At 71.8% G+C, this 13,584-nt stretch carries 13 protein-coding genes and 1 tRNA gene; 9 read left to right on the forward strand and 5 right to left on the reverse strand.

Features of this window, described 5'->3' with window-relative positions; translation table 11 throughout:
* Nucleotides 1-12: 12 nt before the first annotated feature.
* A complete protein-coding gene (locus ACJOT3_RS00850; protein WP_406967663.1) occupies nt 13-825 on the reverse strand; it encodes a tryptophan 2,3-dioxygenase in 813 nt (270 codons plus the stop codon).
* Nucleotides 822-2,024: an aminotransferase class V-fold PLP-dependent enzyme gene (locus tag ACJOT3_RS00855; protein ID WP_406967665.1), complete on the reverse strand. Its 1,203-nt coding sequence runs from the start codon at nt 2,022-2,024 to the stop codon at nt 822-824. Before ACJOT3_RS00855 ends, ACJOT3_RS00850 begins: the two co-directional genes overlap by 4 nt.
* Nucleotides 2,025-2,394: 370 nt before the next feature.
* On the opposite strand from ACJOT3_RS00855, the gene ACJOT3_RS00860 reads away from it, so the two are divergent.
* The 9 genes from ACJOT3_RS00860 (at nt 2,395) to ACJOT3_RS00900 (ending at nt 10,515) form a co-directional block, all read left to right on the forward strand.
* Nucleotides 2,395-2,868, forward strand: a complete 474-nt coding sequence (locus ACJOT3_RS00860; protein ID WP_406967667.1) for a VOC family protein — start codon at nt 2,395-2,397, stop codon at nt 2,866-2,868.
* Nucleotides 2,865-3,746, forward strand: a complete 882-nt coding sequence (locus tag ACJOT3_RS00865) for a 3-methyl-L-tyrosine peroxygenase-related protein (protein ID WP_406967669.1) — start codon at nt 2,865-2,867, stop codon at nt 3,744-3,746. Before ACJOT3_RS00860 ends, ACJOT3_RS00865 begins: the two co-directional genes overlap by 4 nt.
* A complete protein-coding gene (locus tag ACJOT3_RS00870) occupies nt 3,743-4,630 on the forward strand; it encodes an LLM class flavin-dependent oxidoreductase (protein WP_406967671.1) in 888 nt (295 codons plus the stop codon). Before ACJOT3_RS00865 ends, ACJOT3_RS00870 begins: the two co-directional genes overlap by 4 nt.
* Nucleotides 4,630-5,541 (forward strand): hypothetical protein, encoded by a 912-nt coding sequence (locus ACJOT3_RS00875; RefSeq protein WP_406967673.1) that lies wholly within the window; start codon nt 4,630-4,632, stop codon nt 5,539-5,541. The genes ACJOT3_RS00870 and ACJOT3_RS00875 overlap by 1 nt, the downstream gene beginning before the upstream one ends.
* On the forward strand, nt 5,522-6,871 hold the full coding sequence (locus tag ACJOT3_RS00880) for an NDP-hexose 2,3-dehydratase family protein (protein WP_406967675.1): 1,350 nt from the start codon (nt 5,522-5,524) through the stop codon (nt 6,869-6,871). The genes ACJOT3_RS00875 and ACJOT3_RS00880 overlap by 20 nt, the downstream gene beginning before the upstream one ends.
* Nucleotides 6,872-6,874: 3 nt before the next feature.
* Nucleotides 6,875-7,999, forward strand: a complete 1,125-nt coding sequence (locus ACJOT3_RS00885) for a DegT/DnrJ/EryC1/StrS family aminotransferase (protein ID WP_406967677.1) — start codon at nt 6,875-6,877, stop codon at nt 7,997-7,999.
* Nucleotides 8,000-8,070: 71 nt separating this feature from the next.
* Nucleotides 8,071-8,784 carry a class I SAM-dependent DNA methyltransferase gene (locus tag ACJOT3_RS00890; protein WP_406967679.1) on the forward strand — a complete coding sequence of 238 codons (714 nt, stop codon included), beginning with the start codon at nt 8,071-8,073 and terminating at the stop codon, nt 8,782-8,784.
* Between the two features lie 91 nt (nt 8,785-8,875).
* Complete coding sequence (locus ACJOT3_RS00895; RefSeq protein ID WP_406967681.1) at nt 8,876-9,478, forward strand: dTDP-4-dehydrorhamnose 3,5-epimerase family protein; 603 nt, start codon at nt 8,876-8,878, stop codon at nt 9,476-9,478.
* Entirely contained in the window at nt 9,469-10,515 is a 1,047-nt protein-coding gene (locus tag ACJOT3_RS00900) for an NAD-dependent epimerase/dehydratase family protein (protein ID WP_406967683.1), read from the forward strand. Before ACJOT3_RS00895 ends, ACJOT3_RS00900 begins: the two co-directional genes overlap by 10 nt.
* Here ACJOT3_RS00900 and ACJOT3_RS00905 read toward each other — a convergent pair.
* From ACJOT3_RS00905 to cysS, 3 genes are all read right to left on the reverse strand, one after another.
* Nucleotides 10,497-10,569: transfer RNA gene (locus ACJOT3_RS00905), tRNA-Thr, on the reverse strand. The genes ACJOT3_RS00900 and ACJOT3_RS00905 overlap by 19 nt on opposite strands.
* A 118-nt stretch (nt 10,570-10,687) precedes the next feature.
* Nucleotides 10,688-11,668, reverse strand: coding sequence for a 23S rRNA (guanosine(2251)-2'-O)-methyltransferase RlmB (rlmB, locus tag ACJOT3_RS00910; protein WP_406967685.1), 981 nt, complete (start codon nt 11,666-11,668; stop codon nt 10,688-10,690).
* Between the two features lie 229 nt (nt 11,669-11,897).
* A complete protein-coding gene (cysS, locus tag ACJOT3_RS00915; protein ID WP_406967687.1) occupies nt 11,898-13,298 on the reverse strand; it encodes a cysteine--tRNA ligase in 1,401 nt (466 codons plus the stop codon).
* Nucleotides 13,299-13,584 lie beyond the last annotated feature (286 nt).

Below are 13,584 nucleotides of genomic sequence, written 5' to 3' on the forward strand. Positions count from 1 at the left end.
GACGGTGTTCGGTCACGGAGTCCTCCCGGGCGCGACGTTCTCCAGACGGGTCCGGAACGTCCACAGCTCCGGGAAGAACCGGTGTTCGTTGATCTCCCGCAGCCAGGAGGCGCCGTCCGTTCCACCCGTGCCGTTCTTGCCGCCGAGCATCCGCTCGACCACGAGCAGGTGGGTCGCACGCCACCGCGAGAACTGGTAGGCGACCTCCAGCAGGCATTCGGCGAGCCGGTGGGGACCGCGGTGGCGCCGCGGGTCGCCGTAGATCTCCAGCCACACGTCCTCGACGGCGGCGCTGGGCTCGTACTGCCGGTCCGGCGGCCGCATCAGGCAGGACACCGGCACCGCGAAACCCCGCCGGTCCAGGTGGTGCAGCACCGCGTCGTACAGCGACGGCTTCGCGAGTTCCGCCCGCACCTGCTCGGGTCCCTGTCGCAGGGCGGCCCGGACGTGGCGTTCGGGCCGGTTCCCCAGGAGGAACTCCAGGGTGCGGTAGGCGAAGGACTGCACGCCCGACGCGTCGTTGAGGACGTGCCGGAACTCCAGGAACTCGTCGGCGGACATACCGTTCATGGACTCCCAGCAGGCCGAGAGGACGCCCTGGCTCCGGACCGCCCGGGCCAGGGCCAGGCAGGCGCCGTCGAGGTCGTCGTCGCCGAGCGCGGCCCTGGCCGTGCCGAGGTCGTCGGCCACCACCCGGAAGAGCAGTTCCTTGACGTGGCTGATCAGGAGGAAGCTCAGTTCGCCCCGGGCGTCGGTGCGCGGGCGTTGCAGTTCGTGCAGCTCGTCCATGCGCGCGTACGAGACGTACTCGGGTACCCCGGTCATCGTTCTCCCTCCAAGACGTGGGCCAGCTCCCGCGCCGCGTACCACACCTGGACGTGGGTCACGTACAACGGGGCGAAGGCGATCCGGATCAGGTCGGGCGGGCGGGAGTCGAGGAGGACGCCGCGGGCGGCCAGCTCGTGCTCGACCTTGGCCGCGTCGGGGACGGCCAGCGCCAGGTGCCCGCCGCGGCGGGCGGCGTCCGCGGGGGAGGAGAGCCGCCGGGTGAGGCCGGGGGAGCGCTCCTCGACGCAGGTGAGGAAGAAGTCCGACAGCGAACGGTTGCGGCGGCTCAGCGCCCCGATCCCCGCCCGGGTCAGCGGGCCCAGGGCGTGGTGCAGCGCGACCAGGCTGAGCAGCGGCGGGGTCCCGGTCCGGGCGCGGTCGATGCCGTCGGCGGGAACGAAGCCGGGGGACATCTCGAACGGCGCCGCGTGGCCGTGCCACCCGGACAGGGGCAGGTCCACGTCGGGCTGCAACCGCTCCGCGACGTAGAGGTAGGCCGGCGCCCCGGGGCCTCCGCCCAGGTACTTGTAGCCGCATCCGACCGCCAGGTCGACCCGGTTGGCGTCGAGGTCGGTCGGCAGGACCCCGGCCGCGTGGCTGAGGTCCCACACCGACACCGCCCCTGCGGCGTGGCAGAGAGCGGTCGTCGGGCCGATCGGGCGGAGTTCGCCCGTGCGGAAGTCCACGGGTGCGGCGATCGCGGCGGCGATCTGCGACCCGTGGGTCTCCAGGGCCGCGTCGAAGCCGGTCGCCGGCTCCACGAGCAGGCGGCGGCCGAGCAGGCGCGCCACCGACTGCGCGATGTACAGGTCCGTGGGGAACGCACCGGCCTCGATCAGCAGGAGCGGCCGGTCCCCGCGCAGGCGGCAGGCGGCCACCACCGCGTTGAACAGCGTCGTCGACGTGGTCTCGCCCGCGACGACGACCTGCCCCGGCCGGGCCCCCAGCAGCGTTCCGATCGCGTCGCCGACGGTGCGCGGCAGATCGAGCCAGCCGTCGGCGAACCACCCCTGCACCTGCCTGGGCGCCCACTGGCGGTCCACCACCCGTTCGAGCGCGCCCAGCAGACCCGCGTGCGGAGGGCCCAGCGAATTGCCATTCAGGTGCACGAGATCGCCCACGGAGAACTCGGCCGCGTATCCCGAAAGAGGATCCTCGGCGTCCCGGCGCTCGGCCTCGTCGAGTGTTTCGCGCATGCCCCCCCTTTCAGAAATCGCACCGGTGGCGACTTGTCGCGTCCCGCCGTACGAACGTAGCCGAGCGGGAGGAGCCCGCACCATCAAAGAATGATCAGCCCATTGTCAGAGATCCTCTGAAGCTCCGGACCCGGGCCCTGACCCGCGAATATCCGATCGTCGGCAATCCTGACCTGCACCGGAGCCCCGGGGAACGGACCGCGGCCCCGTCCGGTCCCGCGACCGCGGGGCCCGTCCCCGCTGCACCGGCGCGACCTGGAGTTCTCCTCCCCCGCCGGAAAAGTTTGAGGTCCTCTGAATCTCTTCTGATTGTCGGCCGGACCGGACTCACCGAGCATAAGTCGGGAGTATCAGCAGCCATGGGGGCTTCATGAACAGAATCGAAATCGCACCGAAGTTCAACCACATAGCCATCCAGACCGATGACGTGGACGCGACGATCCGGTGGTACGAGGATTTCCTGGACGCCACCGTCGAATGGAAACTCGACACGTTCTCCCCGCTCACCCTCGAACGGCTCCCGGGCATCAGGAAGCTCGTGGAGCTGAAGGCGGGGGAGGTCCGGTTCCACGTCTTCGACCGGAGCGACCACTCGCGCAGCGGGCCGTCCCCCCTGGACTACCAGTTCCAGCACCTGGGAATCGAAGTGGACGATCCGGCGCACCTCGTGGAACTGCGGGAGCGCTGGCTGCGGGTGCGCGAGTCCAGCACGGGAATCCGCTGGAACCGGGACGAGCCCCCGTCGGAGATCGTGGTCGACTCGGACGGTATGCGGAGCCTCTACGTCCTGGACCCCAACGGGCTGGAGATCGAGTTCATCCACTTCCCGGAGAAGCGGACATGACCGCATCGGACGAGTCGACGGACCTGCGTCCGCGGACGCTCAGCCTGCCGCCGACCGGGCACGACTACGGCGGGGGCGAGGGCGGCCCCTCGGACGTCCGACCCCTCCGCCAGGAGAAGTACGAACTGTTCGGCCCCGCGTGCGCGGACGCGCTCGCCCTCTTCTGGTACCGGTGGGTGACGGGGCACCAGATCTCGTTCCTCCTCTGGCGGCTGCTGGGCGACGCCCTCGAACGCTGCTCCCACCGTGCGCCGACGCGCCTGGAGCGCGAGGCGATGGCGGCCTGCGTGGACGGGTACAGCACGATGCTGCTCTACTCCGCCACCGTCCCCCGCGACCTCTACCACGCGCACATCCGTGAGCGGATGGCGCTCCAGCACCCCGCCTTCAGCGGGGCCTGGGCACCCGACTACCGGCCGCTCCGACCGCTCTTCCGGTCGCGGCTCCCGTGGCAGGGGGACCCCTCGTGCGCGGCCCTGCGCGAGGCGATCGGGCTCAACCACATGACGCACGCCCGCATCGCGGACCGCCTCGTCCCGGACGGGCAGTCGCTGTTGCAGAAGCACTCCGGCAGGGCGGGCATCTCGCGGGAGAAGGAGGACCTGTTCGACGACTTCTTCATGACCGTCAGGCGCCCTGTCAGCCGCTCCGCGCTCACCGACCAGCTGAACACGCGGATCGCGGGGATCACCGCCGACCTCGACGGCAACGGCCTGTACCCCCTGGTCGACGGAGAGCACCACGCGGTCGTCCCGGACCCGCCGGACCCGTCAGAGGAGGCGTTGCACCGCCTGGCCGCGAACGTGCTCCTGTCCACCCACCGCGCCGCCCGCCTGTGCGCCGACGCGGAGAACTCACTCCAGGAAGCCCACCTATGAAGCACGGCATCGTGTTGCTGCCAGAGCACGAGTGGAAGGTCGCCGTGGAGCGGTGGCGCGCCGCCGAGGAGCTCGGCTACCACCACGCATGGACCTACGACCACCTGATGTGGCGCTGGTTCGCGGACCGCCCTTGGTACAGCTCGGTGCCCACCCTCACCGCGGCGGCCGCGGCCACCGACACGATCGGGCTCGGGACCCTGGTGGCGACGCCGAACTTCCGGCACCCCGCCGCCTTCGCCAAGGATCTGGCGACGCTCGACGACATCTCGGGGGGCCGTGCCATCTGCGGTCTGGGGTCGGGCGCCCCCGGGTTCGACACGACCCTCCTGGGGCAGCCCCCGCTCTCCCGGCGGGAGCGGACCGAGCGGTTCGAGGAGTTCGTCGGGCTACTCGACGCGCTGCTCACCGAGGGGGACCTGGACCGGTCCCGGCGCTGGTACACGGTGAACGGGGCGACCTTCCACCCCCGGGCCGGGCGGGGACCCCGCACGCCCTTCGCCGTCGCGGCGGCCGGCCCCCGGGGCATGGCGCTCACCGCCCGGTTCGGGCAGTACTGGATCACCAGCGGGCCGCCGAACGACTTCCGGTCGCGGCCCCTGCGCGAGATCGTGCCGGTCCTGCGGGAGCAGCTGCGCGGCCTCGACTCGGCCTGCGAACGCGAGGGGCGCGATCCCGCCGACGTGCGCCGGCTGTTCGTGGCCGACGCGTCGGCGGGCGGGATCACCGCCTCCCGGGCGGCCTACGAGGACGCCACGAGCGAGCTGGAGGCCCTGGGGTTCACCGACCTCGTCGTCCACTGGCCCCGGCCGGACCACCCCTACCGGGGGGACGAGCGGGTCATCCTCGACTTCGCCCGGAACAACCTGAGCGGGAGGCCGTGATGTCCTGCACCAGGGTCGACATGTTCGGCCTCTCCCCCGGCCGCGGAAGCGCGCTGGACGTCCTCGTACCGGACGGGGCGTGCCCGTGGGACACGGAGGCGGTGTCCGCGCACGTCAACGACACCGACGCGGACGAGACCGCTCTGGTGGTCTCGTGCACGGAACGCACGTTCGCGACCAGGGTCTTCCACCCCGGCGGGGAGACCCCCTTCGGCACGCACTCCATGGCCGGGGTGGCCGCCTGCCTGGTAGCGGGCGGTCGGCTGGCACCCGGCTCCGGCCAGGTCGCGCAGACCACCCCCCACGGGCTCCAGCGGATCTGGACCGACGGGCACCGGGTCCGGGTGCCGTTCCACGGGCCCGCAGTCCACCACGGCGTCGAGATCGACCCCGGCCTGCTCTCCCCATACGCCGGTGAGGCGATCGGCGCGGGGGTCGGACGCCGGTTCACCCTCATCCGCGTCGAGGAGGACCCGCGGGACCTCCCGGCCCCCGACCCCGTGTCGATGCGGAAGACGGGCCTGACCGACCTCACGCTCTTCCGGTGGGACCCCGGGCGCAGGCACATGACGGCGCGGGTCTTCGCCCCCGGGTTCGGCTTCCCCGAAGACGCCGGCTGCCTGCCCGCCGCCAGCGCCCTCGGAGTCGCCGCGCTGGACCTGGACCCCGCGTCGCACGGCGTTCCCGTGACGGTCGCCCAGGTGACCGCGCGCGGCACCGAGTCGGCCTTCACCTGTACGGGATCGATCGCCGACGGCACCGCCGACCTGGAGGTGACGGGACGGGTCTGGGTCCCGGGCCACCTCCCCGACCGGGACGTCCGCCCGGATACCCCGCGCTCCTCGGAGCACGGGACGCCGTCACCGCGCTCGACGAGCAGGGAGTGGTCCGTTGTTCACCGATCTGAGTGAGTTCCACGAGTGGTTCGCCCACCGGGGCCGGGAGCAGCGCCAGCGCGTCACCAAGATCCCCCTCGACGAGCTCGAAGGGTGGGCCGCCGACCCCCTGACCGGGAACATCGCCCACCACACCGGCGGTTTCTTCACCGTCGAGGGCCTGGACGTGACCCGTTCGGGCCGCGGCGTCGAGGCGTGGCAGCAGCCGATCCTGGTCCAGCCGGAACAGGGGGTCCTCGGCATCCTGGTCAGGGAGTTCGACGGCGTCCCGCACTGCCTGCTCCAGGCCAAGATGGAACCGGGCAACGTCAACGGCCTCCAGCTCTCGCCCACCGTGCAGGCCACCCGGAGCAACATCTCCCAGATCCACGGGGGCAGGACCGTCCCCTACCTCCGATACTTCACGGCCCCCAGGAAGGGACTCGTGCTCTCCGACGTCCTCCAGTCGGAGCAGGCCTCGTGGTTCCTCGCCAAACGCAACCGCAACATGATGGTCCGGGTGGACGAGGACGTCCCCGTCCTGGACGAGTTCTGCTGGCTGAGCTTCCCGCAGATCAGCGCCCTGATGCGGCTGCCGAACCTGATGAACATGGACACGCGCACCGTGTTGGCCGGGGCCGCCGGGCTCCGCCTCAGCGAGGGCGACGGCAGCGAGGACTCCTTCCGCGGCGCCCTGACCCGATCCCGCGAGGCCGACACCTCCCTGCACTCGATGGTCGAGGTCCTCAGCTGGTTCACGGAGGCCAAGGGGCGGTGCACCCTGACCCGGCGCTCCATCCCGCTCAACAAGGTCGGAGGCTGGTCCCACCGGGACGGGGCCATCAAGCACGACCTGGACCTGCACTTCTCGGTCATCGGAGTGGACGTGGAGAGCGACAGCCGCGAGGTGGCGCGGTGGCGGCAGCCCATGTTCGAACCCCGGGGCCAGGGGATCATCGCCTTCCTGGTGAAGCGCATCCGGGGGGTCCTGCACCTGCTGGTCCAGGCGCGGATCGAGACCGGCGCCCTGGACGGCGTGGAGATGGCGCCCACGGTCCAGTGCCAGCCGGACAACTACAGGTCGCTCCCGTCGGCCCGCCGGCCCCTGTTCCTGGACGAGGTGCTGGGGGCGCCCGAGGATCGCATCCGGTTCGACAGCGTCCACTCAGAGGAAGGCGGGCGCTTCTACCACGCGCGCAACCGCTACCTCATGGTCGAGGTCGGGGACGACTTCGGCCCCGACGTGCCCGAGGACTACACCTGGGTCACACTGCGGCAGCTGACCGAGTTCGTGAGGTACGGCAACCACCTGAACGTCGAGGCCAGGAGCCTGCTGACGTTCTTCGGATTCTACGAGGAGGAGTGACGAGTGGTCACCCACGTGTGGGACTACCTGCCGGAGTACGAGACGGAGCGGGAGGACCTCCTCGACGCGGTGGGCGAGGTCTTCGCCAGCGGGCGGCTGATCCTGGGCCGGAGCGTCAGGGGGTTCGAGGAGGAGTTCGCGGCCTACCACGGCGTCCGGCACTGCGTGGGCGTCGACAACGGCACCAACGCGGTGAAGCTGGCGCTGGAGGCGTGCGGGATCGGCCCCGGAGACGAGGTGGTCACGGTCTCCAACACGGCCGCGCCGACCGTGGTGGCGATCCACGGGACCGGGGCGACGCCGGTCTTCGTGGACGTGCGGGACGAGGACCACCTCATGGACCCCGACCTGGTCGAGGCCGCCCTCACCCCGCGGACCAGGGCCATCCTGCCCGTGCACCTGTACGGGCAGTGCGCCGACATGGACGCCCTGGGGGAGCTGGCCCGCAGCCGCGGCCTGGCCGTGGTGGAGGACTGCGCGCAGGCGCACGGCGCGCGCAGGAACGGCGTGCTCGCCGGGACCAGCGGCGACGCCGCGGCCTACTCCTTCTACCCGACCAAGGTCCTGGGCGCCTACGGGGACGGCGGCGCCGTCCTCACCGGCGACGACGCCACCGCCGCGAACCTGCGCCGCCTGCGCTACTACGGCATGGAGGAGACCTACTACGTGGAGCGCCTGCCGGGGCACAACAGCAGGCTCGACGAGGTGCAGGCCGAGATCCTGCGGCGCAAGCTCACCCGGCTGGACAGTTACGTGAAGGGGCGCCAGGAGGTGGCCCGGCGCTACGAGGAGGGCCTGGGCGACCTCTGCGGGAACGACGGGCTCCAGCTCCCGTCGGTCACCCCGGGCAACACCCACGTGTACTACGTCTACGTGGTCCGCCACCCGCGCCGGGACGAGATCATCCGCCTCATGAGGGAGCGCCACGGCATCGCCCTCAACATCAGCTACCCCTGGCCCGTGCACACCATGAGGGGCTTCGCCCACCTCGGCGTGCCCGTCGGCGCCCTCCCCGTCACGGAACGGCTCGCGGAGCGGATCTTCTCCCTCCCGATGTACCCCTCCCTGCCGCCGGCCACCCAGGACAGGGTGATCGCCGCCCTGCGCGAGGTCCTCCGGGACCTCTGAGGGGCGCGGCCCGGTGCACGGGGCGGCGGGCGAGGACCTCAGCTTTGAACGGGACGAACGAAGGCGGGAACATGTACGGCGAAGAGTTCACCGAGATCTCCGACCTGGTCTACGAGGGGCGCGGCAAGGACTACCGGGCGGAGGCCGAACACCTCGAAGGGCTGGTGCGGGCACGGATGCCTCACGCGCGCTCCCTGCTCGACGTGGGATGCGGCACCGGCGCGCACCTGGCGGCCTTCACCGAGTGGTTCGACGACGTCGCCGGGCTCGACCTCTCGGAGAGCATGATCGCGGCGGCCCGGGCCAAGAACCTCCCGGCGACCCTGCACCTGGGCGACATGTGCGACTTCTCGCTGGGCCGCACCTTCGACGTGATCACCTGCATGTTCGGCTCCATCGGACACCCGGAGTCGGTACGGGCCCTGACCGACGCGCTGCGCTGCTTCGCCCGGCACCTGGAGCCGGGCGGCATCGCCGCCGTCGACCCCTGGTGGTTCCCGGACACCTTCCTGGACGGTTTCGTCTCCGCCGACGTGGTCGAGGGCGGGGGGCGCACCATCGCCCGGGTCTCGCACTCGGTGCGCGAGGGGGACCGGTCGCGGATGGAGGTCCACTACACCGTCGCGGACAGCGAGACGGGCATCCGGCACTTCACCGAGACCTACGTGGCCAGCCTGTTCAGCCGGAGGCAGTACGAGGCCGCGTTCGACGAGGCGGGGTTCGACACGGAGTACACCGAGGAGGTCCACCGCGGCCGCGGCCTGTTCCTGGCCGTGCGCCGCTGACCCCCGCCACACCCACCCCTGAAGCGAAAGGTACGAGGGCTTGCCCGCATCCAGTCAGCCGAGGCCGGGTCCCCCGGAGGGGACCGAGACGATGACCGCGCGGCCGCTGGCCGTCGTCGGCGCGTACGAGTTCACCCCGAGGATCTTCCCGGACGAACGCGGGATCTTCGTCGCGCCGTTCCAGGAACCGGTGTTCGCGGAGGCGGTGGGCCGCCCCCTCTTCCCCGTGGCGCAGTCGAACCACAGCCGGTCCCGGCGCGGGGTGGTGCGCGGCGTCCACTACACGGTCACTCCCCCGGGTACGGCCAAGTACGTCTACTGCCCGAGCGGTCGGGCGATCGACATCGTGGTGGACATCAGGGAGGGGTCACCGACCTTCGGGAAGTGGGACAGCGTGGTGCTCGACCCGGTGGATTTCCGGGCGGCCTACCTGCCGGTCGGGGTCGGCCACGCGTTCGTCGCGCTGGAGGACGACACGGTGATGTCCTACCTGCTGTCCGATTCGTACGTGGCCGAGAACGAGCTGGCCCTGTCCCCCACGGACCCGGCTCTCGGCCTGCCCCTGCCCGGGGCGGCGGAGGCGATCCTCTCCGCCCGGGACCTGGCCGCGCCCACGTTCGCCGAGGCCCGGGAGCGGGGACTCCTCCCCTCCTACGAGCGCTGTGTCGAGGTGTCGGAGGCGAAGTGGAGCTGAGATCCCCCCGCCCCCTGGTCGTGGTGCTCGGCGCCTCGGGGTTCATCGGCTCCGCCGTCACCCGGGAACTGGCCCGGCGTCCGGTGCGGCTCAGGCTGGTCGCCCGCAGGCCGGTGCCCGTTCCCGGACACCGCACCGCGGACGTGGAGACGCGCACGGCCGACCTCACCGAGCCCGGCGAGCTGGCCCGGTGCGTGGCCGGTGCGGACGCCGTCCTCCACCTGGTCGCGCACCTGGGCGGCGGGACCGGGTGGCGCATCGCGGACGGCGACGACACGGCCGAGCGGGTGAACGTCGGCCTCGTCCGCGACCTGGTGGAGGCGCTGCGCGCCCGCCGGGGTTCGGGGCCCGCTCCCCAGGTGGTGTTCTCGGGAACGACGACCCAGGTCGGCCCCGTCGACCGCGTCCGGCTCGACGGCAGTGAAGAGGACCGACCCAGGAGCACCTATGACCGACACAAACTCGCGGCCGAACAGGCCCTGAAAGCCGCGACGGCCGAGGGGGTCCTGCGCGGCACCGCCCTGCGGCTGCCGACCGTCTTCGGCCACGGCCCCCTGTCCACCGCGCGCGACCGCGGGGTGGTGTCCACCATGGTGCGCCGGGCCCTGGCGGGCGAACCGCTGACGATGTGGCATGACGGGAGCGTGCTCCGCGACCTCGTCTACGTGGACGACGTCGCGCGGGCCTTCGCGGCCGCCCTCGACCACCCGGACCACCTGGCGGGCCGCCACTGGCTGGTGGGCACCGGCGACGGCGCCCCGCTCGGCGAGGTCTTCGCCCGGATAGCCGAGATCACCGCCGAGACCACGGGCGGCCCCCGGGTGCCGGTCGTGTCGGTCGATCCCCCCGAGCAGTCGGAGGCGACCGATTTCCGGAGCATGGTCATCGACCCCGCCCCGTTCCGAAAGGCCACGGGCTGGAGCCCGGAGGTCCCCCTCACCGAGGGCCTGCGGAGAACGGTGGCGGCACTCGCCGCGCAGACGGGCAGCCGACACGTGGTTTCACGGGAAAAGAGAAGAGCCGGCGAGGGGACTTGAACCCCTAACCTGCCGCTTACAAGGCGGCTGCTCTGCCAATTGAGCTACGCCGGCGGGGCGTCGGGCTCCGCGAGGGAGCCGCGTCCACCCGAATGGTACCGGGTGAGGCGCGTTTGGGCCTACTCGGAAAAGCCCGCCCCCGGGCCCGTTGCGGGACCGGGGGCGCGGGGGATCAGGAGTTCTGCTGCTCGGCGCGCAGGCGGGCGACCTCGTAGAGGGACACCCCGGCGGCGACGGAGGCGTTGAGCGACTCGGCGTTGCGGATCGGGATGCTCGCGACCACGTCGCAGGCCTCGCGCACCAGGCGGGACAGGCCCTTGCCCTCGGAGCCGACCACCACGACCAGCGGGCCGGTGGCCAGGTCCAGGCCCGGGATGGCGGCGTCGCCGTCGGCGTCGAGGCCGACGACGAACAGGCCCGCCTTCTTGAAGGCCTCCAGGGCGCGGGTGAGGTTGGTGGCCTGGGCGATCGGGAGCCGGGCCAGGGTGCCGGCCGAGGTCTTCCACACGGTGGTGGTGACACCGGCGGCGCGGCGCTCGGGGATGAGCAGGCCGTCGGCGCCGAACGCGGCCGCGGAGCGGGCGATCGCGCCGAGGTTGTGCGGGTCTGTGACGCCGTCGAGGGCGACGATGAGCGGCGGCTCGTCCGCGCCCAGGGCGCGCTCCAGCAGGTCCTCCGGCACCAGGTAGCGGTAGGGCCGCGCCTGGAGGGCCATGCCCTGGTGGACGGCGCCCGGCTGGCCGTTGCTGTCGCAGCGCCGGTCGAGTTCGGCGCGGGTGACCTCCAGCACCTCCACGCCCTGCTCGCCGGCCAGGCGGGCGGCCTCGTTGACGCGGTCGTCGGAGTCGAGGCTGTTGGAGAGGAAGAGGCGGCTGGCGGGCATGCCGGCACGCAGCGCCTCCAGCACGGGGTTGCGGCCCACGAGCAGGTCGGAGTCGACCCGGCGGCGCTCGGGCTCGGCGGTGCGGGACGGCCGCGGGGCGGCGCCGGAGGCCTCCACGTCCTTGGCCCGGCGGATCGCCTTGGAGCGCTGCTTGCCGTCGTACCAGTGCCGCTGCTCGGCGGGCAGGGTGCCCTTCTTGCCCTCCAGGGACCGGCGACCCTTGCCGCCGCTGCCCTTGGTGGGGCCCTTCTTGCTCTTCTTCGCCGGCATGGTCGCCGTCCCTCCGCTACGTATCGCGAGCATGCCGGAAGCGTTCTCCGGCCGATGGGGTGCCGCGTCGCCGATGGCGGCGGCAAACCCCCAGGGTACCGCCGAGCCGGTACCGCACGTGTTGTCCACAGGTCGTCCACAGGCCGCCGCCCTCCCGTGGCGGCGGACGGCGGGGCGGCCTACCGTGGAAATCGGGGGGCCACCCCACCCCTGACGATGTGCGCTGCCCTCAGCCCCGCCGCAGGTCCCAGCGCGGACCCTGCGGGGTGTCCTCCACCACCACGCCCGCGTCGGCGAGCCCGTCGCGGACGGCGTCGGCGGCCGCGTAGTCCTTGCGGGCGCGGGCGGCCTGGCGCTGCTGGAGGGCGACGGCCACGAGCGCGTCGACGACCTCGCGCAGCCCCTGGTCGCCGGAGGACCACTGCTCGCTGAGCGGGTCCAGGCCCAGCACGTCGAGCATGGCGCGCAGTTCCCCGGCGAGTTCGGCGGCCTTCTCCTTGGCGCCCGCGGCCAGGGCGGTGTTGCCCTCGCGGACGTGCCCGTGCACGACGGCGAGCCCCTGGGAGACGCCCAGGTCGTCGTCGAGCGCGTCGGCGAACTCGGCGGGCACCCGCTCGGCCGGGACGACCCCGCCCAGCACCTCGACGGCGCGGGTGAGGAAGCCCTCGATGCGCTGGTAGGCGACCGCGGCCTCCTGGAGCGCCTCGTCGGAGTAGTCGATGGTGGAGCGGTAGTGCGCCTGGCCGAGGTAGTAGCGCAGTTCGACGGCGCGCACCTTCTCCAGCATCTGCGGGATGCGCATCGAGTTGCCCAGCGACTTGGCCATCTTCTCGCCGCCGATCTTGAGCAGACCGTTGTGCAGCCAGTACTGCGCGAAGGCGTCACCGGCGGCGCGGGACTGGGCCATCTCGTTCTCGTGGTGCGGGAAGACCAGGTCCAGGCCGCCGCCGTGGATGTCGAAGGCGGGCCCCAGGTACTTGGTGGCCATCGCCGAGCACTCCAGGTGCCAGCCCGGGCGGCCGCGCCCCCACGGGGTGGGCCAGGTGGGCTCGCCCGGCTTGGCGCCCTTCCACAGGGCGAAGTCGCGGGGATCGCGCTTGTCCCGGTCGGGGTCGGAGTCGGCGGCGGGCTGCACCTGCTCCAGCCGCTGGTTGGACAGGTCCCCGTAGGGCGGGAACGAGCGCACGTCGAAGTAGACGTCGCCGGAGCCGTCGTCGGCGGCGTAGGCGTGCCCGGAGTCGATGAGCCGCTCCATGAGCTCGACCATCTCCGGCACGTGTCCGGTGGCGCGCGGCTCGACGGTGGGCGGCAGGCAGCCCAGCACGTCGTAGGCGTGGGTGAAGGCGCGCTGGTTGCGCTCGGTGACCTGCCACCAGGGCACGCCCTCTTCGGCGGCGACCTTGATGATCTTGTCGTCGATGTCGGTGACGTTGCGGCAGAAGGTGACCCGGTAGCCCTTGTGGGTCAGCCAGCGGCGCAGGATGTCGAAGTTCACCCCGGACCGGATGTGGCCGATGTGGGGCGGTGCCTGCACCGTGGCACCACACAGGTACAGGGAGGCGTGTCCCTCGCGCAGGGGGACGAAGTCGCGGACCTGTCGGGCACTGGTGTCATAGAAGCGCAGACTCACGTTGTCAAGCGTATCGTCTTTCCCCTCACACCGGCGTCACAAACCGGCTCCTCTGTGTGGGCTACGGCCGGGTCCCGGTACCCGGGTTTTCCTCATCGGACATCCCCAAGTGCTCATATATGGAGAACCGTATTCGGGGACCCGGCGTGTGAGATAACCCGGAACAATGCGTCGTGATCGGGGAACCGCAGGTCACGAGATACTGCATATTCCGACATAACACCACGGAACGCCGCTGGCGCACGCGGTCGCGAAGCCACCGGAATCGGACGGAATCTCGTGTTAA

Origin of the sequence: Nocardiopsis protaetiae, from assembly GCF_045446735.1 — a bacterium.
Classification (GTDB): domain Bacteria; phylum Actinomycetota; class Actinomycetes; order Streptosporangiales; family Streptosporangiaceae; genus Nocardiopsis; species Nocardiopsis protaetiae.

Coding starts and splice junctions, on each gene's coding strand:
- ACJOT3_RS00850 (WP_406967663.1), bottom strand. CDS start 825: ATGACCGGGGTACCCGAGTACGTCTCGTACGCGCGCATGGACGAGCTG.
- ACJOT3_RS00855 (WP_406967665.1), bottom strand. CDS start 2,024: ATGCGCGAAACACTCGACGAGGCCGAGCGCCGGGACGCCGAGGATCCT.
- ACJOT3_RS00860 (WP_406967667.1), top strand. CDS start 2,395: ATGAACAGAATCGAAATCGCACCGAAGTTCAACCACATAGCCATCCAG.
- ACJOT3_RS00865 (WP_406967669.1), top strand. CDS start 2,865: ATGACCGCATCGGACGAGTCGACGGACCTGCGTCCGCGGACGCTCAGC.
- ACJOT3_RS00870 (WP_406967671.1), top strand. CDS start 3,743: ATGAAGCACGGCATCGTGTTGCTGCCAGAGCACGAGTGGAAGGTCGCC.
- ACJOT3_RS00875 (WP_406967673.1), top strand. CDS start 4,630: ATGTCCTGCACCAGGGTCGACATGTTCGGCCTCTCCCCCGGCCGCGGA.
- ACJOT3_RS00890 (WP_406967679.1), top strand. CDS start 8,071: ATGTACGGCGAAGAGTTCACCGAGATCTCCGACCTGGTCTACGAGGGG.
- ACJOT3_RS00895 (WP_406967681.1), top strand. CDS start 8,876: ATGACCGCGCGGCCGCTGGCCGTCGTCGGCGCGTACGAGTTCACCCCG.
- rlmB (WP_406967685.1), bottom strand. CDS start 11,668: ATGCCGGCGAAGAAGAGCAAGAAGGGCCCCACCAAGGGCAGCGGCGGC.